26 protein-coding genes are annotated in these 22,255 nt (G+C 71.7%); 11 read left to right on the top strand and 15 right to left on the bottom strand.

Features of this window, described 5'->3' with window-relative positions:
- Positions 1-99: 99 nt before the first annotated feature.
- Both ACIBQ1_RS46295 and ACIBQ1_RS46290 read left to right on the top strand, forming a co-directional pair.
- Positions 100-1,263 (top strand): uroporphyrinogen-III synthase, encoded by a 1,164-nt coding sequence (locus ACIBQ1_RS46295; protein ID WP_397287609.1) that lies wholly within the window; start codon positions 100-102, stop codon positions 1,261-1,263.
- On the top strand, positions 1,260-2,000 hold the full coding sequence (locus ACIBQ1_RS46290; RefSeq protein WP_397287607.1) for a sirohydrochlorin chelatase: 741 nt from the start codon (positions 1,260-1,262) through the stop codon (positions 1,998-2,000). Before ACIBQ1_RS46295 ends, ACIBQ1_RS46290 begins: the two co-directional genes overlap by 4 nt.
- 110 nt (positions 2,001-2,110) lie before the next feature.
- On the opposite strand, the gene mshC is transcribed toward ACIBQ1_RS46290, so the two are convergent.
- The 5 genes from mshC to ACIBQ1_RS46265 all read right to left on the bottom strand — a co-directional run bounded on the left by mshC (position 2,111) and on the right by ACIBQ1_RS46265 (position 6,069).
- The gene (mshC, locus tag ACIBQ1_RS46285) at positions 2,111-3,334 is read right to left on the bottom strand and encodes a cysteine--1-D-myo-inosityl 2-amino-2-deoxy-alpha-D-glucopyranoside ligase (RefSeq protein ID WP_397287605.1); all 1,224 of its coding nucleotides are present in this window, start codon (positions 3,332-3,334) and stop codon (positions 2,111-2,113) included.
- Positions 3,335-3,344: 10 nt separating this feature from the next.
- On the bottom strand, positions 3,345-3,992 hold the full coding sequence (locus ACIBQ1_RS46280; RefSeq protein ID WP_397287603.1) for an NRDE family protein: 648 nt from the start codon (positions 3,990-3,992) through the stop codon (positions 3,345-3,347).
- 71 nt (positions 3,993-4,063) lie between these two features.
- Positions 4,064-4,828, bottom strand: coding sequence for an SCO1664 family protein (locus ACIBQ1_RS46275; protein WP_397287601.1), 765 nt, complete (start codon positions 4,826-4,828; stop codon positions 4,064-4,066).
- On the bottom strand, positions 4,825-5,373 hold the full coding sequence (locus tag ACIBQ1_RS46270) for a DUF3090 domain-containing protein (RefSeq protein ID WP_397287599.1): 549 nt from the start codon (positions 5,371-5,373) through the stop codon (positions 4,825-4,827). Before ACIBQ1_RS46270 ends, ACIBQ1_RS46275 begins: the two co-directional genes overlap by 4 nt.
- A gap of 9 nt (positions 5,374-5,382) precedes the next feature.
- Entirely contained in the window at positions 5,383-6,069 is a 687-nt protein-coding gene (locus ACIBQ1_RS46265; protein WP_355377437.1) for an MSMEG_4193 family putative phosphomutase, read from the bottom strand.
- A gap of 124 nt (positions 6,070-6,193) precedes the next feature.
- On the opposite strand from ACIBQ1_RS46265, the gene ACIBQ1_RS46260 reads away from it, so the two are divergent.
- Positions 6,194-7,141, top strand: a complete 948-nt coding sequence (locus ACIBQ1_RS46260; protein WP_397287597.1) for an aldo/keto reductase — start codon at positions 6,194-6,196, stop codon at positions 7,139-7,141.
- A gap of 136 nt (positions 7,142-7,277) precedes the next feature.
- Entirely contained in the window at positions 7,278-8,087 is an 810-nt protein-coding gene (locus ACIBQ1_RS46255) for a hypothetical protein (RefSeq protein WP_397287595.1), read from the top strand.
- A gap of 141 nt (positions 8,088-8,228) precedes the next feature.
- Here ACIBQ1_RS46255 and fabI read toward each other — a convergent pair whose 3' ends face one another.
- Together fabI and ACIBQ1_RS46245 are read right to left on the bottom strand one after the other, a co-directional pair.
- Positions 8,229-8,993 (bottom strand): enoyl-ACP reductase FabI, encoded by a 765-nt coding sequence (gene fabI, locus ACIBQ1_RS46250; RefSeq protein WP_397287593.1) that lies wholly within the window; start codon positions 8,991-8,993, stop codon positions 8,229-8,231.
- A 1-nt stretch (position 8,994) separates the two neighbouring features.
- Complete coding sequence (locus ACIBQ1_RS46245) at positions 8,995-9,690, bottom strand: beta-ketoacyl-ACP reductase (RefSeq protein ID WP_350735304.1); 696 nt, start codon at positions 9,688-9,690, stop codon at positions 8,995-8,997.
- A 77-nt stretch (positions 9,691-9,767) separates the two neighbouring features.
- Between ACIBQ1_RS46245 and ACIBQ1_RS46240 the strand changes: the two genes are divergently transcribed.
- Together ACIBQ1_RS46240 and ACIBQ1_RS46235 are read left to right on the top strand one after the other, a co-directional pair.
- Positions 9,768-11,264: a TldD/PmbA family protein gene (locus ACIBQ1_RS46240; protein WP_397287591.1), complete on the top strand. Its 1,497-nt coding sequence runs from the start codon at positions 9,768-9,770 to the stop codon at positions 11,262-11,264.
- Positions 11,261-12,631 (top strand): metallopeptidase TldD-related protein, encoded by a 1,371-nt coding sequence (locus ACIBQ1_RS46235; protein ID WP_397287589.1) that lies wholly within the window; start codon positions 11,261-11,263, stop codon positions 12,629-12,631. The genes ACIBQ1_RS46240 and ACIBQ1_RS46235 overlap by 4 nt, the downstream gene beginning before the upstream one ends.
- Before the next feature lie 90 nt (positions 12,632-12,721).
- Here the strand turns inward: ACIBQ1_RS46235 and ACIBQ1_RS46230 are convergent, their stop codons facing one another.
- Together ACIBQ1_RS46230 and ACIBQ1_RS46225 are read right to left on the bottom strand one after the other, a co-directional pair.
- The gene (locus ACIBQ1_RS46230; RefSeq protein ID WP_397287587.1) at positions 12,722-13,279 is read right to left on the bottom strand and encodes a hypothetical protein; all 558 of its coding nucleotides are present in this window, start codon (positions 13,277-13,279) and stop codon (positions 12,722-12,724) included.
- A gap of 319 nt (positions 13,280-13,598) precedes the next feature.
- Entirely contained in the window at positions 13,599-13,811 is a 213-nt protein-coding gene (locus ACIBQ1_RS46225; protein ID WP_185076887.1) for a dodecin, read from the bottom strand.
- A gap of 99 nt (positions 13,812-13,910) precedes the next feature.
- Between ACIBQ1_RS46225 and ACIBQ1_RS46220 the strand changes: the two genes are divergently transcribed.
- A complete protein-coding gene (locus ACIBQ1_RS46220; RefSeq protein ID WP_397287585.1) occupies positions 13,911-14,225 on the top strand; it encodes a DUF3099 domain-containing protein in 315 nt (104 codons plus the stop codon).
- A 307-nt stretch (positions 14,226-14,532) separates the two neighbouring features.
- Here the strand turns inward: ACIBQ1_RS46220 and ACIBQ1_RS46215 are convergent, their stop codons facing one another.
- The 3 genes from ACIBQ1_RS46215 to ACIBQ1_RS46205 form a co-directional block, all read right to left on the bottom strand.
- Positions 14,533-14,982, bottom strand: a complete 450-nt coding sequence (locus ACIBQ1_RS46215; protein ID WP_397287583.1) for a DUF6457 domain-containing protein — start codon at positions 14,980-14,982, stop codon at positions 14,533-14,535.
- A 98-nt stretch (positions 14,983-15,080) separates the two neighbouring features.
- Positions 15,081-16,070: a GTP 3',8-cyclase MoaA gene (moaA, locus tag ACIBQ1_RS46210; protein WP_397287581.1), complete on the bottom strand. Its 990-nt coding sequence runs from the start codon at positions 16,068-16,070 to the stop codon at positions 15,081-15,083.
- Between the two features lie 157 nt (positions 16,071-16,227).
- A complete protein-coding gene (locus ACIBQ1_RS46205; protein ID WP_397287579.1) occupies positions 16,228-16,596 on the bottom strand; it encodes a winged helix-turn-helix transcriptional regulator in 369 nt (122 codons plus the stop codon).
- A gap of 103 nt (positions 16,597-16,699) precedes the next feature.
- Between ACIBQ1_RS46205 and ACIBQ1_RS46200 the strand changes: the two genes are divergently transcribed.
- Positions 16,700-17,440, top strand: a complete 741-nt coding sequence (locus ACIBQ1_RS46200; RefSeq protein ID WP_397287577.1) for an NAD(P)-dependent oxidoreductase — start codon at positions 16,700-16,702, stop codon at positions 17,438-17,440.
- 80 nt (positions 17,441-17,520) lie between these two features.
- Here the strand turns inward: ACIBQ1_RS46200 and ACIBQ1_RS46195 are convergent, their stop codons facing one another.
- Complete coding sequence (locus ACIBQ1_RS46195; protein ID WP_397287575.1) at positions 17,521-18,003, bottom strand: hypothetical protein; 483 nt, start codon at positions 18,001-18,003, stop codon at positions 17,521-17,523.
- A gap of 150 nt (positions 18,004-18,153) precedes the next feature.
- Complete coding sequence (locus ACIBQ1_RS46190; protein ID WP_397287573.1) at positions 18,154-18,672, bottom strand: hypothetical protein; 519 nt, start codon at positions 18,670-18,672, stop codon at positions 18,154-18,156.
- 538 nt (positions 18,673-19,210) lie between these two features.
- Between ACIBQ1_RS46190 and ACIBQ1_RS46185 the strand changes: the two genes are divergently transcribed.
- Positions 19,211-19,429, top strand: coding sequence for a hypothetical protein (locus tag ACIBQ1_RS46185; protein WP_397287571.1), 219 nt, complete (start codon positions 19,211-19,213; stop codon positions 19,427-19,429).
- A gap of 57 nt (positions 19,430-19,486) precedes the next feature.
- Here the strand turns inward: ACIBQ1_RS46185 and ACIBQ1_RS46180 are convergent, their stop codons facing one another.
- Complete coding sequence (locus ACIBQ1_RS46180; RefSeq protein WP_397287569.1) at positions 19,487-21,328, bottom strand: AMP-dependent synthetase/ligase; 1,842 nt, start codon at positions 21,326-21,328, stop codon at positions 19,487-19,489.
- A gap of 140 nt (positions 21,329-21,468) precedes the next feature.
- Here ACIBQ1_RS46180 and ACIBQ1_RS46175 point away from each other — a divergent pair, with 140 nt between their 5' ends.
- A complete protein-coding gene (locus ACIBQ1_RS46175) occupies positions 21,469-21,609 on the top strand; it encodes a hypothetical protein (RefSeq protein ID WP_397287567.1) in 141 nt (46 codons plus the stop codon).
- A 10-nt stretch (positions 21,610-21,619) separates the two neighbouring features.
- Complete coding sequence (locus ACIBQ1_RS46170; RefSeq protein ID WP_397287565.1) at positions 21,620-22,228, top strand: trimeric intracellular cation channel family protein; 609 nt, start codon at positions 21,620-21,622, stop codon at positions 22,226-22,228.
- Positions 22,229-22,255: the final 27 nt, after the last annotated feature.

Genomic DNA, 22,255 nt, shown 5'->3' with positions numbered 1-22,255 from the left:
GTATCGGAGGGTGATCTCACTTGCGTCACACGTGCCTGTGATGCCTGGCCGGGTGCTCGGGGCCCGGCCAGGCATCTTCGACTACCTGGAGGTGCCGGCATGAGCGTGCTCGCCCTTGAGGGCGGATCCCCGGAGACGGCCCCCGACGCCCTGTCGGGCTTCACGGTCGGCGTGACCGCGACGAGGCGGCGCGAGGAGTTCGGCGCGCTGCTGGAGCGGCGCGGCGCCCGCGTGGTCAGCGCCCCCGCGATCCGGCTGGTCCCTCTGGCCGAGGACGCCGATCTGCTCGCCGCGACCCGGCTCAGCCTGGCGGAGCCGCTCGACGACGTGGTGGTCACCACGGGCGTCGGCTTCCGCGGGTGGATGGCCGCCGCGGAGGGCTGGGGCCTGTCGGCCGACCTGGGCGAACATCTGTCCAGGTCGCGCCTGCTGACCCGCGGCCCCAAGGCCAGGGGCGCGGTGCGGGCCGCCGGCCTCAACGACCACTGGACGCCCGCCACCGAATCGTGCGGGGAGGTCAAGCAGTACCTGCTCGCCCAGGACCTGCGCGGGCGGCGCATCGCGGTGCAGCAGCACGGCGAGCCGCTCGTCGACTTCGTGGCGGACCTGCGCCGGGCGGGGGCCGAGGTGATCGAGATCCCGGTCTACCGGTGGCTGCCGTACCGCGACATCTCGCCGCTGCGCCGCCTCATCAGCCAGACGATCTCCGGCTCGGTGGACGCGGTGGCCTTCACCAGCGCGCCCGCCGTACACGCGATGCTGGGCGCGGCCCGCGCGGAAGGGCTGGAGGAATCGCTGCTGGCGGCGTTCGACGGGACGGTCGTGGCCGCCTGCGTCGGGCCCGTCACCGCCGAGCCGCTGGCCTCGCGCGGCGTGCCGACCCTGCAGCCCGAACGCTCCCGCCTCGGCGCGCTGGCCCGCGCCCTGGCCCGGCACCTGCCCGAGCACGGGGTGACCCGGCTCGTGGCGGGCGACCACAGGCTGGAGATCCGCGGCCACGCGGTGGTGGTGGACGGCGAACTGCGCCCGCTGCCTCCCGCCCCGATGGCGGTGCTCAAGCGCCTGGCCGACAAGCCGGGTCACGTCGTGTCCCGCGCCGACCTGCGCGTCGTGCTGCCCGGCAGCGTCGCCCGCGACTCGGCCGAGCACGCCGTGGAGATGGCGATCACGCGGCTGCGGCGGGCGCTCGGGCCGAGCGGGATCGTGGAGACGGTGGTCAAGCGCGGCTACCGGCTCGCCTGCATGTACGAGGCCGGGCTGTGATCGAACGCGCTCCTACGACGCCCACGCTCGTCCTGGCCGCGCACGGCACGCGCAGCGCCGCCGGGGAGGCGACCCTGTCGGCCCTGGCGGAGACGGTCAGGAGGGCCCGTCCCAGGCACCGGGTCGAGCTGAGCTACCTCGAGATCAGCTCGCCCCTGCTGTCCGACGTGCTGCCAGCCGTCCGCGGTCCCGTGGTCGTCGTCCCGCTGCTGCTGGCGGGCGGCTACCACGCCCACATCGACCTGCCGGAGGTCATCGCCTCCCGCCGCCCCGACGCGATCGTCGCCGGGTGGCTGGGGCCGCACCGGCTGCTGACGTCCGCGCTGGCCCGCAAGCTGGCGCGAGCCGGCCTGCGCGCCACGGACGCGGTCCTGCTGGGGGCCGCGGGCTCCTCCGACCCGGCCGCCCTCGCCGACGTCCGGGCCGCGGCCCACCGACTCGCCGTCCGCCTGGCCCGGCCGGTCACGGCCGCCTTCGCCTCGGCCGGCTCGCCGTCCCTGGAGGAGGCCATGGAACGGCTCGCCTCCACCCCGGCCGCGCGCGTGGCCATCGCCTCGTACGTACTGGCGCCCGGCCACTTCCACGACCGGCTGACGTCGGCGGGGGCGGGGCTGGTGAGCGACCCGCTCGGGCCGGACCCGGACGTGGCGGCGCTCATCTGGCACCGCTACGACACGGCCCTCACCAGACGCCACGCCCTGCCCCAGGCGTCCGGCCTGCACCGGGCGTCGCTGTAACGGAGGCGCTGTAACGGAGGCGCTGTAACGGAGGCGCTGTAACGGAGGCGCTGTAACGGAGGAGCGGGGCGTCCCAGCCGGCGGGTGGTCGCCCGCCGGGTGAGGAGGCGTCAGAGGGTGATGCCCAGCAGGGCGTCCGTGAGGTCTCGGGTCAGGGCGGGGGCGGCGGGGTCGGGGCCGCCGTGGGAGAGGGCCTCCTCCGCCCAGGCGTCGACCGCGGCCAGGGCGCCCGGCGAGTCGAGGTCGTCGGCCATCCGCGCGCGTACCGTGGCCAGCAGTTCGTCGGCGCTCGGCCCCGAGGGCAGGGCGACCGCCGAGCGCCACCGCGCCAGCCGGCGCTCGGCGTCGGCCATCAGGGACGGGACGTACTCCCAGTCGGCGCGGTAGTGCTGGGCCAGCAGCACCAGCCGGATCGCCATCGGGTCGTGGGCCGTCCGCAGCCTGGAGACGAACACCAGGTTGCCCTTGGACTTGGACATCTTCTCGCCGTCCAGCGCCACCATGCCCGCGTGCGTGTAGAACTTGGCGAACGGCCACTCGCCGGTGAGGGCGTGGCCCTCGGAGGCGCCGCACTCATGGTGCGGGAAGATCAGGTCCGAGCCGCCGCCCGCCACGTCGTAGCCGCCCCCCAGGCTGTCCAGGGCGATCGCGGTGCACTCGATGTGCCACCCGGGGCGCCCCCGGCCCAGCGGGGAGTCCCAGGCGGGCTCTCCGGGCCGCTCGGCGCGCCACAGCAGCCAGTCGAGGGGGTGCCGTTTGCCCTCCCGGTCGGGGTCGCCTCCGCGTTCGGCGAACAGGGCCAGCATCTCGGCCTCGTCGTAGCCGGACACCTGGCCGAACTTGGGCGCGTCGGCCACGCTGAAGTAGACGTCGCCGTCCAGGACGTACGTGACGCCCTTGGCGGACAGCCGGGAGATCAGCTCGGCCACCCGGCCGACGACCTCGGTGACGCCCACGTACTCGCGGGGCGGCAGGATCCGCAGCGCCTCCATGTCGCCGCGGAACAGCTCGATCTCCCGCTCGGCCAGGTCGCGCCAGTCGATGCCGGTCTGCTCGGCCCGCTCCAGCAGCGGGTCGTCCACGTCGGTCGCGTTCTGCGTGTAGTGGACCTCGTGGCCCGCGTCGCGCCACATCCGGCCGACGAGATCGAAGGCGTGGTAGGTGTTGGCGTGACCGAGGTGGGTGGCGTCATAGGGGGTGATGCCGCAGACGTACATCCTGGCGGTCGGCCCCGGATCGGTCTGCCTCACCTGCTTGGCCGAGGTGTCGTAGAGACTCAGCGGAATGCTCTCACCTGGGAGCTTTGGAACGTTCTGGGCAGCCCACGATCTCATGTGTTTGAGCCTATCTGTCCCGATCAGCGGTCAGGTCAGTGAACTCGTAGGTCACGCCCTCCGGCGAGAGTGAGACCTCCATCACCGACAGGGAGGCGAGGACCCGGCCGTCGGGGAGTTCGTGGCGGACGATGAGCGCGCCGGGGTCGGAGGACGGCTCCGCCCGGATGAGTTCGCTCCAGGTCTCGCTCTCGAACCTGGGCAGGTACACCACGACGCGCTCGCTCGCCGGGTCCAGGCCCGTGTTCACGATCATGCTGACGCCGTCGGGCAGGTCGGTGGTGGTCAGCCGCTCGCCGTCCCAGCTGAACATGCGGATCCGCGACAGGTCGGCGAGCACCAGGTGGAAGGGGTCGTAGCGGGTCAGGTCGGAGCCGGGGGGCGCGCCCGTGGACGCGGCCCGCAGCGGCAGGTCGCCGCGCGAGAGCCGGTCCTTCTCCGGCGCGGGCCGGCCGCGCCCGTTGAGCAGCGCGGCCGCGCGGCGGGCCGCCGGGTTGACGGCCAGCCAGGTGCCGCCGGCTTTGAGGTCACGCCCGCCGAACAGGCCCGGGTATTCCGGCCAGTGCTCGGCCGGCGCCTCCCACGGTCGATCGGTGAACTCGTCTCTGACGCCCATGAGGGTGAGCGTGCGCCCGGGTCTCACGATCAGCGTGCACATGGGGCAAAGGGTAATAAACGGACTTCGGCCACCGACGAGAGGGGCGGGCCCTGGCGGGCCCGGGGAACGGTTCAGATCGGGGGCCAGGGGATGGCGGGCCAGCCTTCCGAGGGGTACGGGTGCACGCCGGTGTCCAGCAGCCGCCGGACCCGCTGCCAGGTGGCCTCGACCTCCTCCAGGGTCAGCAGCTCGCGCAGCCGGCGCCCGAGCGAGCCGGACTCGATGTCGCGCTCCAGTTTGGCCAGCACGGCCACCGCCTCGCGGGCGAGGGGCTTGCCGCGCCACTGCCAGAGCACGGTGCGCAGTTTGTCCTCGACGGAGAAGCAGACCCCGTGATCGACCCCGTAGACGTGCCCGGTGGGCAGCGGCAGCAGGTGGCCGCCCTTGCGGTCGGCGTTGTTGACCACCGCGTCGAACACCGCCATCCGGCGCACCAGCGGGTTTCGGCTCTTGACCAGCCGCTGGAGGTCGATCTCGCGCTCGGTGTCGATCCACAGCTGGACCATGCCGGGGCCGAAGGGGCCCTCGCGGTAGACCGTGGGCGGCACGATGTTCCAGCTGGTCGCCTGCGACACCTCGAACGCGGCCACCTCGCGGGCGGCCAGCGTGCCGTCGGGGAAGTCCCACAGCGGGCGCTCGCCGCGTACCGGCTTGTAGACGCAGGCGGCCGAGCGGGAGCCCAGCTTGACCGAGCAGTAGAGCGTCATGTTGGTGGCCTCGACGAGGCGGCCGGCCACCTCCAGCCGTCCGTCGCGCAGCAGCGCGAGGGCCTCGTCCCCCTGCATGGACGGCTGCCGGGACGGCTTGATGGCCGGTTCGCTCTCCGGAGCGGTCATGAAGCCGCCTCACCCCCGCGATATCCGTTGAGGCGCACGCAGACGTGCCCGGCGGCGTCGAGTGGCTGTCCGCACAGCGGGCAGGGTGGTCGGCCCGCGGCGACGATCCGGAGGGCCCGCTGGGTGAAGGCGCGGGCGGCTCCCGCGCTGATGCGCACGCGCAGCACCGCGGGGTCGATGGCCTCGACGTCTTCCTCGTCGACGACCTCCTGCGCCTCGATCACCACTTGCGACTTCTCCGCGTCCCAGGCCAGCGCCATGGTGCCCACGCGGAAGTCCTCCGCGAGGGGCACGTCCAGCGGCGCGTCGTCGGCCAGGTCGGCGGGGGCCAGCGCGGGCACGTGCGCGGCGCCCCCGCTCAGGCGCAGCACCTCGTCCAGCAACTCGTCGAGCCTGCCCGCGAGGGCGGCGACCTGCAACTTCTCCAGCGCCACCGTGGTCAGTCTGCCCTCGGCCCTGGCCTGCAGAAAAAAGGCGCGCGCGCCCGGCTGCCCCAGGGCACCGGCGACGAACCTCTCTGGTGGGTCGTAGTCGAAGACCGGCATACGCTGACCTTACGTGGTTCCGGGTCCGCCGCCGACGGCGGCATCGCTCCCGGTGATGTTTTCTCCCCCGTCTTTCTCCTCCGAATCCTCGGGGAGCCGCAATTCCCCCATATCGTTGAGCCTGAGAACAAAGGGGCGCAGGGGGGCATAGCGAATGATGGTGAGGGCCGCCGGATCGGCTGTTATCCGCTGAAAGTGATCGAGATGAAGGCCCAGAGCGTCCGCGACGATCGACTTGATCACGTCGCCGTGGCTGCAAACCAGGTAGACAGCCTTCTCCCCCAGGCGTTGATTCCACTCCCGGACCGCCGAGACGGCCCGGTGTTGCATTCCGGCCAGGGACTCCCCTTCCGGAAATGTCACCGCACTGGGATGCGCCTGCACCACCCGCCACAGCGGCTCCTCGGCGAGCTCCTTCAGCGGGCGCCCGGTCCAGTCGCCGTAGCCGCACTCGATGAACCGGTCGTCGATCAGCACGTCCGTCTCGCGCCCAGCGGCGACCGCCTGGGCCGTTTCGCGGCAACGTTCGAGCGGGCTGGAGACGACGGCGTCCAGCCTGACGCCCGCGACGCGGGCGGCCAGCGCCGCGGCCTGCGCCCGGCCCGCCTCGCTCAGGTGCACCCCCGGCGTACGTCCGGCCAGCACCGGGCCGGTGAGGTCCGTCAGCCCATGGCGGGCCAAAAGCAGCGTGGTCACCTGGCAAGTGTCCCAGGCGTGGATCACAACTTTTCACCACGGGCCGCCGCAGCCGCGCCAACCGCGAACAACAGTGGTGCGGCAGCCCGATGAGCAGGTTCCTTGTTGGTAACCTGGCGGGATCATGGAGCAGCGCTATGTCGGCCACAGCGGCCTGTCGGTGTCCCGGCTGGGGCTCGGCACGATGACCTGGGGGCGTGACACCGACGCCGACGACGCGGCCGCCCAGCTCCGGACATTCCTGGACGCGGGCGGCAATCTCGTCGACACCGCCGACGTCTACACCGGCGGCGACTCCGAGCGGCTGCTGGGCCGGATGCTGCGCGACTCCGTGCCGCGGTCGGAGCTGGTGATCTCCACCAAGGCCGTCGTGACGCCGACCGGCCGCCGGCCGCGCGACGCCTCCAGGCGCCACCTGATCGCCGCGGTCGACGACTCGCTCAACCGGCTCGGGCTCGACTACGTCGACCTGTGGCAGCTGCACACGTACGACGCCGAGGTGCCTCTGGAGGAGACCCTGGCCGCGCTCGACGCGATCGTCTCCTCCGGGCGCGCCGTCTACGCGGGCGTGTGCGACTACGCCGGCTGGCAGCTGGCCGCCGCGGCGGTCACCCAGCAGATGATCCCCGGCCGCATCCCGATCACCTCGGCCCAGGTCGAATACTCGCTGCTGGCCCGCGAGCCCGAGCGCGAGCTGCTGCCCGCCGCCGCCCATCTGGGCGTGGGCGTGCTGGCCTGGTCGCCGCTGGGCCGCGGGGTGCTGACGGGGAAATACCGCACCGGCATCCCGTCCGACTCCCGGGCCGCCACCCCGCACTTCGCCGACTTCGTCCGGCCGTATCTGGATGAGCGCGGCCGCAGCGTGGTCGAGTCGGTCATGACCGCCGCCGACGGGCTCGGCGTCTCACCGCTGGCGGTCGCCCTGTCCTGGGTACGCGATCAGCCGGGGATCGCCTCGGCCATCGTCGGAGCCCGTACGCACGCGCAGCTCACCGGGGCCCTGACGGCCGAGGACGTGGTGCTGCCCATAGAGATCCGAGATGCCCTCGATGACGTGTCGTCACCCGACTGACCCCTCGCCCCAGGAACGAGAGACCTCCTCGCGTATCACTACTCGATACCGAATCGCAACTTTACCTGCCAAACGCCTGCGTCTCAGGTCCGATGTCCATAAAGATTTCCCCCGGAAGCGACGCAGGAGGGGACGGATGGGGAGCAGGGCCGCGATCTCGGCTGGAGTTCTCGCGGTGGCGCTGGCGGCCGTCCCAGGGGCCGCGACAGCCGCGTCGGCCGGCGCGCAGGACTGCACGCGCGACGGGGGCCTGCTCTCCGGGGTGACCAACACGCTGTGTGACGTGGTGAGCACGCTCACCGGCACCGTCGACACCTTAACCGGCGGGACGACCGAGAAGGTGACCGACGGCCTGAACGACACGACCAACGAGGTGCTCGGCCGGGTCGGCGAGGCGGTGCCGACCACCAAGGCCACGCCCGGCACCAAGTCCTCGCCGTCGCCCTCCACCTCCGTGACGGGGCAGGACGACCCCCAGGACAGCGCCTGCCTGCCGGGGATCGCCTGCGAAAGCGAGCCCACGCAGAAGCTCTCCCCCTCGCCCGCCCCCTCTCCCTCGCGCACGTCGCGGCCCCGCGAATGGGGCGTGGAGTCCCTGCCCAGCACGCGGCCCACGGCGCCGGACCAGCGCCCGCAGACCGTGGACACGGGACGGCCGGTGGTCGAGAAGAAGACGGTCGACACCGACGAGCCGCGGGTGGACCTGCTGTGGCCCAACCCGTTCGCCCATGAGCTGACCCTGCCGATGCAGGACAAGCGGGTGGTGCGCCCCAGCCCGCCCGCCTCGGACGTGCTGGGGACGGCGCTGACGATCGCGCTGCTGGGGTCGGCGGTGCTGGCCACGCGGATCGTCCAGCAGCGGCGGCAGCGCACGGAGCCGGTGGAGTCGATCCCCTTCGAGCCGGCGCGCGCCGGCAGCGGCAACGGCCGCCACCGGGTGGCCTGACCGGCCGCGAACGCAGAAGCGGCCCGCGCCCTGGCCCCGCGCCCCCGGGCCCCGCGAACCGGGGCCCGCGAACCTCGCCCGAGCCGGAAGCGGGGCCCCGCGATCCGCGAGACCCCGCCGGTGACGCCGGTAGCCCTCCGCTCAGGCGCCGACGGCGTGGACGCCGCCGTCCACGTGGACGATGTCGCCGGTCGTCGCCGGGAACCACTCCGACAGGAGCGCCACGCAGGCCTTGGCCGCCGGAATCGTGTCCGACAGGTCCCAGCCCAGCGGGGCCTTCTCCGGCCAGCTGTCCTCGAACTCCTTGAAGCCCGGGATCGACTTGGCCGCCATCGTGCGCAGCGGCCCGGCCGCGACCAGGTTGACGCGGATGTTGTGCTTGCCCAGGTCGCGGGCGAGATAGCGGCTGCACGACTCCAGGCCGGCCTTGGCCACGCCCATCCAGTCGTAGACGGGCCACGCCTTCGTGGCGTCGAAGTCGAGGCCGACGACCGCCCCGCCCTCCTTCATCAGGGGCAGGCAGGCGACCGCGAGGGACTTGAAGGAGTAGGTGGACACGTGCAGGGCCGTGGAGACGTCCTCCCACGAGGTGTTGAGGAAGTTGCCCCCCAGCGCCGTCTGCGGGGCGAAGCCGATCGAGTGGACCACGCCGTCGAGGCCGTCCACGTGCTCGCCCACCCGGGCCGCGAGCGTGTCGAGGTGCTCGTCGTTCTGGACGTCGAGCTCCAGCACCGGCGCCGGCTCGGGCAGCCGCTTGGCGATGCGCTCCACCAGGCTCAGCCGGCCGAACCCGGTGAGCACCACCGTGGCGCCCTCCTCCTGGGCCAGCTTGGCCACCGAGAACGCGATCGAGGCGTCGGTGAGCACGCCGGTCACCAAGATCCGCTTGCCTTCGAGAATTCCCACGTCAGTGCCCCATTCCGAGTCCGCCGTCAACCGGGATCACGGCCCCGGTGATGTAAGAGGCGTCGTCGCCGGCCAGGAAGCGTACGACGCGTGCCACCTCCTCGGGCGCCGCCTGACGGCCGAGGGGGATGCGCGAGACGATCGCCTCCTGGTCGAGGTCGGCCGTCATGTCGGTGGCCACGAAGCCGGGCGCGACCACGTTGACCGTGATGTTGCGCGAGCCGTACTCGCGGGCCAGGGAGCGGGCGAAGCCGACCAGCCCGGCCTTGGAGGCGGCGTAGTTGGCCTGTCCTGCCTGGCCGGACAGGCCGACCACCGAGGAGATGAGGACGATCCGGCCGCGCTTGAGCTTCATCATCGGGCGGATGGCCCGCTTGGCCACGCGGTAGGCGCCCGTCAGGTTGGCGTCGATGACGTCGGTGAAGGTGTCTTCCTTCATCATCGCCAGCAGCGTGTCCTTGGTGATGCCGGCGTTGGAGACGAGGACCTCGACCGGGCCCTGCTCCGCCTCGACCTTGTCGAACGCGGCCTCGACGTCGGCCATGCTGGTGACGTCGCAGCGCACGCCGAACAGGCCCTCGGGCGGCTCCCCCGATCGGTAGGTGACCGCGACGGCATCGCCGGCCGCGGCGAGTTCACGGGCGATCGCGAGGCCTATGCCGCGATTGCCCCCGGTGACGAGTACAGAGCGTGCCATGGCACCAGACGCTATCTCCTACCGGCGGGTATCCGGTTGTCCGGGTGACACAAGATCACAGGGTTAGGATCGTGGACATGCGCCAGATCGATCCCGACTTCCTGGAGCTGCCGTTGCGGCAGCTGGCGGACGCCGCCTTGCAACGCGCCCGCGAGCTCGGCGCCGAGCACGCCGACTTCCGGCTCGAACGCGTCAGAGCCGAGACGCTCAGCCTCTACGACGCCCGGCTCGAAGGGGCCATGGACGCCGACGACCTCGGCTACGCCGTGCGTGTCGTCAAGGGTGGCACGTGGGGGTTCGCGGCGGGCGTCCAGCTGACGCCGGAGGCCGCCGCGGCCGTGGCCGAGCAGGCGGTGCGGGTGGCGGGGGTGAGCGCCCCGATCAACCGCGAGCCCATCGAGCTGGCGCCCGAGCCGGTGCACGCCGAGGCCGTGTGGGTGTCGGCGTACGACGTCGACCCGTTCGAGGTGTCCTCGGCCGACAAGGTGAGCCTGCTGGCCGACTGGTCGGCCGGCCTGCTGAAGGGCGCCGACCACGTGTCGGCGCGGCTGCTGCAGGTCAAGGAGCAGAAGTTCTACGCCGACACGGCCGGCACCGTCACCACGCAGCAGCGGGTGCGGGTGCATCCCAAGCTCAACGCGATGAAGGCGCACGAGGGCGGCTTCGACGACATGTCGACGCTCGCGCCGCCGGTCGGGCGCGGCTACGAGTACCTGACGGGCACGGGCTGGGACTGGCAGGGCGAGCTGGCCAGGCTGCCCGAGCTGCTGGCGGAGAAGCTGGCGGCGCCCTCCGTCGAGGCGGGCGACTACGACCTGGTCATCGACCCGTCCAACCTGTGGCTGACGATCCACGAGTCGATCGGCCACGCGACCGAGCTGGACCGGGCGCTCGGCTACGAGGCGGCGTACGCGGGCACCAGCTTCGCCACGTTCGACCAGCTGGGCGAGCTGGTCTACGGCTCGCCGCTGATGAACGTGACCGGCGACCGCACGGTCACGCACGGCCTGTCCACGATCGGCTACGACGACGAGGGCGTGCAGGGGCAGAGTTTCGACATCGTCAAGGACGGCATCCTGGTCGGCTACCAGCTCGACCGGCGGATGGCCCTGATGAAGGGGCTCGGGCGCTCCAACGGGTGCGCGTTCGCCGACTCGCCGGGGCACATGCCGATCCAGCGCATGGCGAACGTGTCGCTGGCGCCCGCGCCGGACGGGCCCTCCACCGACGAGCTGATCTCGGGCGTGGAGCGGGGCATCTACATCGTCGGCGACAAGAGCTGGTCGATCGACATGCAGCGCTACAACTTCCAGTTCACCGGGCAGCGGGCGTACAAGATCTCCCATGGGAAGCTGGCCGGGCAGGTCAGGGACTTCGCCTACCAGGCGACCACGACGGACTTCTGGCAGTCGATGGAGTCCGTGGGAGGGCCTGGGACGTACGTGCTCGGGGGCGCGTTCAACTGCGGCAAGGGTCAGCCGGGCCAGGTCGCGCCGGTCAGCCACGGCTGTCCGTCGGCGCTGTTCAAGGGCGTGCGGATCCTCAACACCGTTCAGGAGGGTGGCAAGGGATGAAGCCGCAGGAGATGGTCGAGAAGGCCCTGGAGCTCTCGGCGAACGACGACTGCGTGGTGCTGGTGGACGAGGAGTCCACGGCCAACCTGCGGTTCGCGGGCAACACGCTCACCACCAACGGCGTCGCCCGCTCCGCCCGGCTGACCGTGATCTCGATCGCGGGGCAGGGCGTCGGGGTCGTGTCGCGGGCCGCCGTACGCGATGAGCAGCTCGAGGCCGTGGTGGCGGCGGCCGACGCGGCCGCGCGGGAGGCCCAGCCCGCCGAGGACGCCCGCGCTCTCGTCGAGGGTGTGCCGGAGTCGCCGCACTGGGGCTCGGCCGTCGAGCCGACCGACATCGGGGTGTTCGAGGCGTTCGCGCCCGCGCTCGGCGAGGCGTTCGCGGCGGCGGAGGCGGGCGGCAGGAGGCTGTACGGGTTCGCCGAACACTCGCTGACGTCGACGTTCCTCGGCACGTCCAAGGGCCTGCGGCTGCGGCACGACCAGCCGACCGGGCGCCTGGAGCTCAACGCCAAGTCGGCCGACCTGAAGCGCTCGGCGTGGACGGGCGTGTCCACCGAGGACTTCGCCGACGTCGACGTCGCAGCGCTCGACTCCTCGCTGGCGCGGCGGCTGGAATGGGCCAAGACCCGGGTCGACCTGCCGGCCGGGCGCTACGAGACGCTCCTGCCGCCCAGTGCGGTGGCCGACCTGATGATCTACCTGTTCTGGTCGGCGGGGGCCAGGGACGCGCTCGACGGGCGTTCGGTGTTCTCCAAGCCCGGCGGGGGCACGCGCGTGGGCGAGCGGCTGGCCACGCTGCCCGTCACGCTGTCGAGCGACCCGTCGGCGCCGGGCATCATGTGCTCGCCGTTCGTCACGGCGCACGCCTCCAGCCGGGAAAGCTCCGTTTTCGACAACGGGTTGCAGCTGGGGCCGACCGACTGGATCAAGGACGGGAGCCTGGAGGCCCTGCTGCAGACCCGCTACTCGGCGGAGCTGAGCGGCCTGCCGGTGACGCCCGGGATCAGCAACCTGATCATGTCGGGCCCCGGGGGCGGCCGGTCCCTGGAGGAGATGATCGCCTCCACGGAGCACGGGCTCCTCGTCACCTGCCTGTGGTACATCCGCGAGGTCGACCCGCAGACGCTGCTGGTGACCGGGTTGACCCGGGACGGGGTCTACCTGGTCGAGCACGGTGAGGTCGTGGGCGAGGTGAACAACTTCCGCTTCAACGAGAGCCCGGTGGACCTGCTCGGGCGGTTGACGGAGGTGGGGGCCGGCGAGCGCACGCTGCCCCGGGAGTGGAACGACTACTTCCAGCGCACGATCATGCCGGCGGTGCGGGTGCCGGACTTCAACATGTCCACGGTCAGCCAGGCCAGCTGACCTCCGCGACGGCCGCGCCCGGGTGGGCGCGGCCCGTCGCGGCCCACTCCCAAAGGTTCCTCCGACCTCCTGGCGACCCCGGGGGGAAGGTCAGCGGGGGCCCAGGAGGGCGCCCAGGGCGTGGCTGAGGGCCTCGCCGAGGGTCTTGGCGCACGCCTCGTAACCTTCGGGCGGCCCGCCGTACGGGTCGTACACCTCCGGCGCCCGCCGGACGTCGCGCCGCTCGGCGGCCGACTCGACGATCGCCCGCGCCCGTTCGGCCGTGTCCGACCGGTAGCGGCGGTGCCCCGCCCCCGTCGCCAGTTCGGCGAACTCCGGCAACGTGAACGTCTTGCGCTCCGCCTGAGGATCGATGCCGACGGCCACGGCCCGGTGCCCGGCCTCCATCGTCAGCAGCAGATCGGCCCACCTGACCAGATCGGGGTCCAGCATCCGGGCACGGTGCGCCCGGCCGTCGAGGCCCAGCCGGTCGAGGGTGGTGATCGCGTGGGGCGCCATCGGCTGGCCCACCAGCGCGCGAACCCCCGCGCTCCCCGTCGCCACGGGCAGCTGCGCGGAGTTGAGCATCGCCTCGGCGATCACCTGTGCCATGGCGGAACGGCAGATGTTCGCCGTGCACACCAGCAGGATCCGGAACTCAACACTCACACCGGCCAATCTAACCTCTCCCCTCCGAGGAGGGGCGGCGGGACGGCTCCATTCCGGCGTACGGCACCGGGAGCGCCCGCCCCCTTGGCCCACGCCGATCCTTCGGCGGCCCTCCCGCTCCCGGGGGACCTGCACGCCCTCTACGACCGTCAGAGGGCCGTACACAGCCCCAGAGTGCGCTCGGCGACGCCTGGGCACTCCCCCGTACGCATCCGCTCGCCCGGACGACGGGTCCACCGCCCATGGCGACCCGCCGTCCGGCCCGCACCCCCGTACGGTCTCGAGCCCCCGGCGTCGTCGAGGTCAGGCGTCCTCGACGTCAGGCGTCCTCGAGGCGGAAGCCCACCTTCATGCCGACCTGGAAGTGCGCGACCTCTCCCGCGTCGAGATACCCGCGGATCTCCGTCACCTCGAACCAGTCGAGGTGGCGCAGCGTCTGCGAGGCCCGCCTGATGCCGTTGCGGATGGCCTCGTCGACGCTCTCCCCCGACGTTCCGACGATCTCGGTCACCCGGTACGTTCGATCCGTCATCTCCACATCCTCCTTACTCAAAGGCCATGATCGCATGACCCCTCCTCCCTCGCCGGGGCCCTGTCGCGCCCTGCCCGTCCCGGGTCTACGGTGGAAGACATGAAGGGGTGGCGCAGGAAACCGGCCGTCCACCAGGTCACGGACGCCAAGCCGTCGTTGACGGACGACATCCGCAAGCGCGAGATCGGCTACCTCATCAAGATGGGCATCCGGACGATCTGCCTGATCCTGGCGGTCGTGGTGCCGGTGCCGTGGCCGTACCGGCTGCTGTTCATCGCGGCCGCAGTCTTTTTGCCATACATAGCCGTAATCGGGGCCAATGAGAGAGGGAACGCTGCCCCGCCGCCTACCTTTGACAGCCCCGAAGCTAACCAAACCGAGATACCGCTGCATCGACGCGAGATCGGGTCGTGACTAAGTCTTGACGCATCCCACGGGTTGTAGGTGTACGCTTTAGCCAAGCGCTCCGGTCCCCCGTCGGAGTGCTGGTGCCGGCGTTCCGGGCCCCCGTCGGAACGCCGATGACGCGACGCCGGGTGGTTTGCCCCCGTAACCACCCGGCGTCGCCCTTTTCCAGGTGAAGCTATTGATCAGCTTGACGACGCCGGCCGCAGTCCGATAGGACCGCTTTCCCGAAACCGTTTGCACTCCCTCCCGCCTCGTTATTCACAGGAAATCTTCAGGCGGGAGGTCGGCTTGACTTCAAGAGTTCGTTCGAGTGTCAGTCGTCTGTCAGCGTCTCGGTTGTGGCCTGTCCCCAGTTCTTCGCCAATGTGATCAGTTTCGCCACCGAGTCGTCGGAGGCGGTCCCGGCTCCCTGGGCGAGGCCGAGCAGGTACGCCGTCAGCGGCGCGGCCGGTCTGGCCACGCCGTGCGCGACCTCCTTGGTGAGGTCGAGAATCAGGTCGCGGTCCACGGTGGCCGGGTCGATGCCCAGCTCCTTGCAGGCCAGTGCGGTCCACTCGTTGAGCACGTGCATGCGAGCCTCCTCAAGGTCGTCCTTCGTGTCGCAGTCGAACCACGGTCTACCCGGCAACGCCGGCCGTACGGCTGTCAGGGGGCCGGGCAGTCCTTTGAGCGAGCGGCCCCGGTAGGCGGCGAGGGCCCGCCCGAGCCGCGCCGTGGGCCACACCCCGGCCGGCCACTGCTCCCGCCCGTCGTCGTCCACCATCACCGCCCCGCCGACCGCCTCCGCCCGCTCCCCCGGTCAGGATGACCGCGTCGAAGGCCGCCGCCGGGCCCGGGTTCCCGGCCGTGGGCGCCACGTCGTCAGCCGCCGATGGCGGACATGGGCCGGGCCGGCTGGAGGAAGGACGGGTCGTCGATGCCGTGGCCGGCGCGCTTGCGTGCGACGGCGGCGATCCAGCTTTGGGCCAGCTCCTCGTCGGAGGCACCCGCGCGCATGCGCGTCTTCAGGTCGGACTCCTCCGTCGCGAAGAGGCAGTTGCGCACCTGGCCGTCGGCGGTGAGCCGGACCCGATCGCAGGACCCGCAGAACGGGCGCGTCACCGACCCGATCACCCCGACCCGGGCGGGCCCGCCGTCCACGAGGAACCGCTCGGCCGGTGCGCTGCCGCGCTCCTCCAGGTCGTCCGCGGTGAGGTCGAACGCGCCCGACAGCCGTTGGAGGATCTCGTCGGCGGTGACCATGCCCTCGCGGGTCCAGCCGTGCTGGGCGTCGAGGGGCATCTGTTCGATGAAGCGCAGCTCGTAACCCTGGTCGAGGCACCACCGCAGCAGCGCGGCGGCCTCGTGGTCGTTGACGCCGCGCATGAGCACCGCGTTGACCTTGACGGGACGCAGGCCCGCCTTGTCGGCGGCGGCGAGGCCGGTGATGACGTCGGCGTGCCTGTCGCGGTGGGCGAGCCGCTTGAACGTGCCGGGGTCGAGCGTGTCGAGCGAGACGTTGACCCGGTCGAGCCCGGCGTCGGCCAGCGGCCCGGCCAGCCGGGCCAGCCCGATGCCGTTGGTGGTCAGCGAGACCTGCGGCCTGGGGGTCAGGGCGGTGGTACGGGCGACGATGTCGACCAGTTCGCGCCTGATGAGGGGTTCGCCGCCGGTGTAGCGGACTTCGGTGATGCCCAGGCGTTCCACGCCTATCGTCACGAGGCGGACGATCTCGTCTGCGGTGAGGAGCTGCGCGTTGGGGAGCCAGTCGAGGCCTTCGGGGGGCATGCAGTACGTGCAGCGCAGGTTGCACTTGTCCGTGAGGGACACCCGCAGATCCGTCGCCACCCGTCCGAACGAGTCTCGCAACATGGGGCGTCACCTCCTGTTCGTTCGCCAGAGGGCCAGACTACGATGCCCGTTGGGCACTGCCCAAAATCACCTCTTCACGGCACGACAACACTTTCTTCCCTAGATCGATTCCAGGCGGGCAGGCCCGAGCCATGGGAGTTGCTGGGCGTCAGGGTGTTCATCCCGCCGCCTCGTACCAGGCCTCGCGGGCGTGCACGAGTTCGGCCAGGTGTTTTCTCGACCACTCGCAGCCCGCGTTCATGGGTTCGAGGAGGCTGCGGCCGAGGTCGGTCAGCTCGTACTCGACGCGCGGCGGGATCTCGTCGTACGGGGTGCGGGTGAGGAGGCCGTCGCGCTCCATGGCGCGCAGGGATTCGGTGAGGACCTTCGGGGTGATGCCACGCAGCGGGGCCTGGAGTTCCGTGAAACGCCGCGGGCCTGACTCCAGGCAGCGGATGATCTTCGCGGTCCACTTGTCGCCGATGCGGATCGGCGCGGCCACCGGAGGGCAGCCCGTGAACATGTCCGGATCGAGAGGCTCGGCCATCCCGACATCGTAGGTAACTATCGTTGCGGAAAGCGATATCTCGCCCTTTACCGTCTCCACGAGCGGCCGGAGGGACCGGCCTGGGAGAAGGGGTGTGGTGAGGGTGAGCAGGATCGTGGTGTTCGGCGCCGGTGGGCGGGCCGGGGCGCGGGTGGTCTCGGAAGCGGTCGGGCGGGGGCACGAGGTGACGGCCGTCGTCCGGGATCCCGGGAGGTACGCGGGTGTGCGGGGTTCGGGGGCTCCGGCGGAGGGGGCGGTCGCGGCAGGCGCGGCTCTGCCGGAAGCGGGCGGCTCGTCCGGGGCTGGGGGTTCCTCCGGGGCGAAGGGTGCGTCCGAGGCGGGGGTGCGGGTGGTGGCCGGGGATGTCACCGACCTTGCCGGCGTGGCGGAGATCGCGGCGGGGCACGACGCGGTCGTTCAGGCGGCGGCTCGGCTGGATGTGCCGTCGGAGGAGTTCTACACGGCGGCGGCCCGGGCGCTGGTCGGCGGGCTGGGGCGGGCCGGGGTGTCTCGGCTGGCGGTCGGGATCGGGAGCCTGCTGGAGGTCTCGCCCGGGGTTCGGCTCGTGGACACGCCTGACTTCCCGGCCGAGGCGCGGGCGTTCTCGCTGGGGCACGCGGCGGAGCTGGAGGTGTTCGAGGGGTCGGGGCTCGACTGGGTGGTGCTCGCGCCGCCGCCCGTCTTCCTCGACGAGGCGGCCGCGCGGACCGGGCGTTACCGGATCGGGGGCGGGCGGGTGCCGGTGCTGGAGCCCGCGTTCTCGTTCGCCGATCTGGCGGTGGCGGTGGTGGACGAGGTCGAAGGGCCCCGGCACCACCGCGTCCAGGTCGCCGTGTCGTACTAGGCGCCGCGCGCCGGAGGTGTCCGGGGGAAGTCCGGGAACGGGAAACGCCCGGCCGGATGGGCCGGGCGTTTCGGGGTGGATCAGCGGCGGCCGACGACCTTGACCCAGTCCTTGCCCTCCGCGGGGGCGAGCCAGCGGGAGCCCTCGAAGACCGCGCGCCACGTTCCCGACGTGCGGGCGGGCACCCGCGTCGAGAAGTAGCCCTTGCCGCTGGTCCTGATGGTGTCCACGTACTCCCAGCGGCCGCTGCCGTCAGGCTGGAAGAGGATCACGATCCGCTTCCAGCCCAGGCGGTGCCAGCGCTCCGAGTCCTTGCAGTAGTCGGCGTTGTGCACCGAGACGAAGCCGTTGATGTAGTCCTCGTCGCACTGCACCGAGAGCTTGCCCTCGAGAGTGATGGGGCGGCCCCGCCACGCGGGCTCGGGGTTCGCGTCGAACTGCAGGCTCGTGTAGCCCTCGACATCCGGGTCCAGGCCCGGGTCCGCGAGCGCGGGCGAAGCGGCGGTGGCCACCATCGTCGCGCCCAGGGCGGCAGCCGCCAGGCCGGCGGCTAGACGTCGCATCTTCAAAATGGAGTTCCTTCCCCGTCTCAAACGCGGCCCCGATTCGGGGCACGTCAACGCCAATGACGCGTAAGAGTAAGGAAAAGTTGCGGTAAAGTTGATCACGATTCCGCAACAGCGGTTTAAGGCCGCGCCGGAGACAACATTTTGTTATTGCGCAATTTGTCGGGCCTTGGAGGCGTCTGAGGCGTAGTGTCCTGTTCCGGGATAGCGGACGCGCCAGAGGCCCCCTGAGCGGCCCGTGACCGTCGTCTCGAAGGTCCCGGAGGCGTCCGTGGTCGTCTGCCCTATCTGCTCCCAGGCCGAGGACTCGTCGCCGCGCCAGAGGATCTCCAGCTGCTGCTTCGCGAACGGGCCGTAGTCGGTGTAGCCGCGCGGGTCCACCCGCCTGAGCGCGCCGCGCAGGCGTACGAGATCGGTGCCCTCGAGTTTGTCGGCCCGCACCGACGAGAGCTTCGTGTCCCGCCTGAACTGGAACGACGCGTACTCGGTGACCGCCCGCCCGCCCGCTCCCTTGGCGGTGACGCTGATCGTCCAGATGCCGGTCGGGTAGAAGCGGTTCAGCTGCTTGTCAGGGAGGAAACGCCAGGTCTCCCACCCGTCCGCCATGCGGGCCGGTGCGGCGGATCCCGGTCCCGTGCTGCGCCAGACCGGCGGTGGCTGGGTCACTCCTCCCGATGCTTGGGCCGCCTGTGGCACCAGCGCCGCTTCCTTCGGGCCCGCGGGTGCCGGGTTCAGCGGTCTCCCGGCGGGTTGCGTGTCGATGAAGGGGGCCTGGGCGTGTGCCGGAGCGGGAGCCTGAGCTGGTCCGGGTGCCAGAACGGGAGCGGGTGCCTGGACAGGGGCCGGTGCGGGTGCCGGGGCCGGAGCCGGAGCCGGGGCCGCGGGCTGGGCTCCCGGCCGAGGGTGAGCCCCCGGCCGATGCTGAGCTCCCGGCCGGGGTTGAACCCCCGGCCGATGCTGAGCCCCCGGTCGGGGTTGAACCCCCGGCCGAGGTTGGGTCGCAGGTACGGGTTGGCCGACGGGTGCCGGGCGGTCCACCGGCGCCGGGCGGGGGGCCGTGCCCGGGTCGGGAGCGGAGCCCACCGAGCCGGTGTCGGGGGCGGGTGCCGGAGCCGGGGCCGGGATCGGGATCGGGGCCGGGGCCGGGATCGGTAGCTTGTCGGTCAGTACGGGGCCGGGCGGCGCGCCAGGTTCGACTTTGACGGTGACGCCGTCCTTGCTGCGCACGCCTTTGGCGACGACGTCGATCACCAGGCGCACGGAGTCCTTCGGCCCCACTACGGGCTCGGCGGGACGTACGGTGATCGCGCGGATGGCGGGCTCGATCGCGGCCGAGGGCGCGGGCACGGTGAGCGGCCCGGCCGCGAGCGAGACGAGAAGAAGGCTTCTGGTCATGATCGAGACGGTAGGAACCGCCCGGTAATGTCCAGGACCTCGACACACGCCACGAATGGCAAAACCGGGATATGCGACCTACGCGTCAGCGCGGGCCGCTGTAAAGGCCTTCGATGACGTCCGCGTACTTGGCGTGAATGATCCGTCTCTTGAGTTTCAGGCTCGGGGTGAGCTCCTCCGTCTCCGCCGTCCACTCGGAGCCCAGCAGGGCCCACCGCTTCACCTGCTGCACCCTGGCCAGCTTGGCGTTCGCCGCCTCGACCGCCGTCTCCACCTCCTTGACCACCTCCGGATGCTCGGCCAGCTCCGCCAGCGAGGCGAACGCGATGCCGCGCGCCTGCGCCCAGCCCGGCGCCACCTCCCCGTCGAGCGTCAGCAGCGCCACCGGGTGCGCCCGGTTGTCGCCGTACGCGAGGGCCTGGCCGATGAGGGCGTGCTCCTTGAGGTGGTTCTCGATCTCGGCCGGGGAGATGTTCTCGCCGCCCGCTGTGATGATCAGCTCCTTCTTCCGGTCGACCACCCGGTAGAAGCCGTCCTCATCGACCGTGCCGATGTCGCCGGTGTGCAGCCAGCCGTCGGCGTCGATGAGCTCGGCCGTGGCCTCGGGCCGGTTGACGTAGCCGCGCGTGTTGAGCGGGCTGCGGGTGAGGATCTCGCCGTCCTCGGCGAGGCGGATCTCGACGCCGGGCTCGGCCCTGCCGACGGTGCCCAGGCGGTAGCAGGCGGGGCTGTTGCCGGTGAACGCGCCGGTCGTCTCCGTCATGCCGTACACGTCGATGACCTTGAGCCCGAGCCCGGCGTAGAAGTGCTGCACCTCGGCGGGCAGCGGTGCGGCGCCCGTGGCGGTCCACTCGGCGCGGTCGAAGCCGATCATGCCGCGGATGATCGACAGCAGGGACGCGTCCGCCTGCTCGTAGGCCGCCTGGATCTCGGGGGTGACCGCACGCCCGTACTGGCCGGCCTCCACGTACGCGGCGCCCGCCCGCATCGCCGCGCGTACGGCGGCCTGCTGCTCCTCCGGCTGGGTGGCGAGCACGGCGAGCAGGCGGGCCATCATCTTCTCCCACACGCGCGGCACCCCGAAGAACATCATCGGCCTGACCTGCCCCAGCGTCGTCCCCAGGTTGGCCAGGTCGGTGCAGAAGTGCACGTGGGAGACTTTCACCAGGGGCAGGTAAAGGCTGAGGATGCGCTCGGCGATGTGCGCGTACGTGAGGTAGGAGATCTGCGTGCCCCGCACGGGCAGGCTCGTGATGCGGTCGGTGGCGGCGACCTCGTAGAAGACGTTCGCGTGGGTGAGGGGGACGCCCTTGGGCATGCCGGTGGTGCCCGAGGTGTAGAGGACGGTGACCACGTCGTCGGGGGTGACCGCGCTCATGCGGGCCTCGACCTGGGCCGGGTCCGCGGCCAGGCGCGTGCGGCCCAGCTCCAGGAAGTCCTCCCACGACATGAACAGCTCGTCCGCCGGCGCCCCCTCCAGCATGATGATCCTGCGGAGCCCGTCCAGGCGGGACAGCACGGGCTGCCAGCGGGCCAGCTCGGCCGGGCCGCCCAGCACCGCGTACTTGGCGGCCACGTCCCCCGCCACGAACGCGATCTGGTCGGGCGCGAACGTCGAGTACACCGTGCAGCCGACCCCGCCCGCGTGCACGGCGCCCAGGTCGGCGAGCACGTGCTCGCTGCGGTTGACCATCATCACCGCCACCGACTCCCCGGGTTCGAGCCCGAGCGCGGCGAACCCGGCGGCGATCTCCAGGACGCGCTGCCGCGCCTGCGCGTAGGTCAGCGTGCTCCAGCCGTCGCCGTCGGGGTCGGAGTAGGCGGGGGCGTCGGGGTGCTGCTCGGCGGCGTGCCTGAGCTGTTCGCAAACGGTACGGCCGGCGATCTGCCGCTCGATCTCGGCCCGGACTTCGAGGACTTCGGCCATGGCGCGCGCCTCCGGTCAGTGTTCACTTGCGTGAGTGGCCTGCATCGCACCACACCAGGGGGAAAGCGGCAAGGGCTTGAGGAGAGAGATCCCCGTCCTTCACGTAGAGTAACCGTCTGGGTGCACAGAGGGGGCGGCGCATGAGCGGCAGGACGTTCTTCGGGCTACCTGGGCACCTGGTCCTGGCGGCGATGGCGGTCGTGGCCGGGGGCGCGCTGTTCATGTTCACGCGGAAGTTGCGGGTCATGATGGCCGAGCACCACGAACCGGTCATACGGTAAATATTCCGACGTGTCTGAACTTCTCGACCTTGTCGGCATCTTCGTCTTCGCGTTGACGGGCGCGCTCATGGGCGTGCGCAAACGGCTCGACGTGGTGGGGATGGGGGTGCTGGCCGAGATGACCGCCCTGGGCGGCGGCGTCGTGCGCGACCTGATCCTCAACGTCCGGCCCGCCGCCTTCCAGAGCCTCGGGTACGTGCTGGTGCCGGTGGCCGCGACGGCGATCGTGTTCTTCTGGCACCCGCACGTGGCGCGGGTGATGCCGGTCATCCTGGTGCTGGACGCGGCGGGACTCGGGCTGTTCTGCGCGGTGGGGACGGAGAAGGCCCTGGAGTACGGCCTCGCCCCGCTGCACGCGGCGCTGCTGGGGGTGGTGACGGGCATCGGCGGGGGCATGCTGCGCGACCTGCTGGCCGGGGAGATCCCGACGCTGCTGTACGACCGGCAGCTGTACGCGGTGCCCGCGATGCTGGGGTCGGGGGTGATGGCGGCGCTGTCGGCCTACGGTTTCCACGGCTGGCCGGCCACGCTGGCGGCGGCGGTGCTGGCGTTCGGGCTGCGGATCCTGGCGATGCGCCGCAAATGGCGCGCCCCGCTGGCCCGGGGCAGCAGCGAGTGAGGCGCGCGAATCGCGGGAAGGCAGCCG

This window comes from Nonomuraea sp. NPDC050153 (assembly GCF_044460125.1).
In the GTDB taxonomy this organism is placed as follows: domain Bacteria; phylum Actinomycetota; class Actinomycetes; order Streptosporangiales; family Streptosporangiaceae; genus Nonomuraea.
The sequence above is the reverse complement of the archived record's forward strand: the minus strand, read 5'-3'. Positions and strand labels throughout refer to the sequence as shown.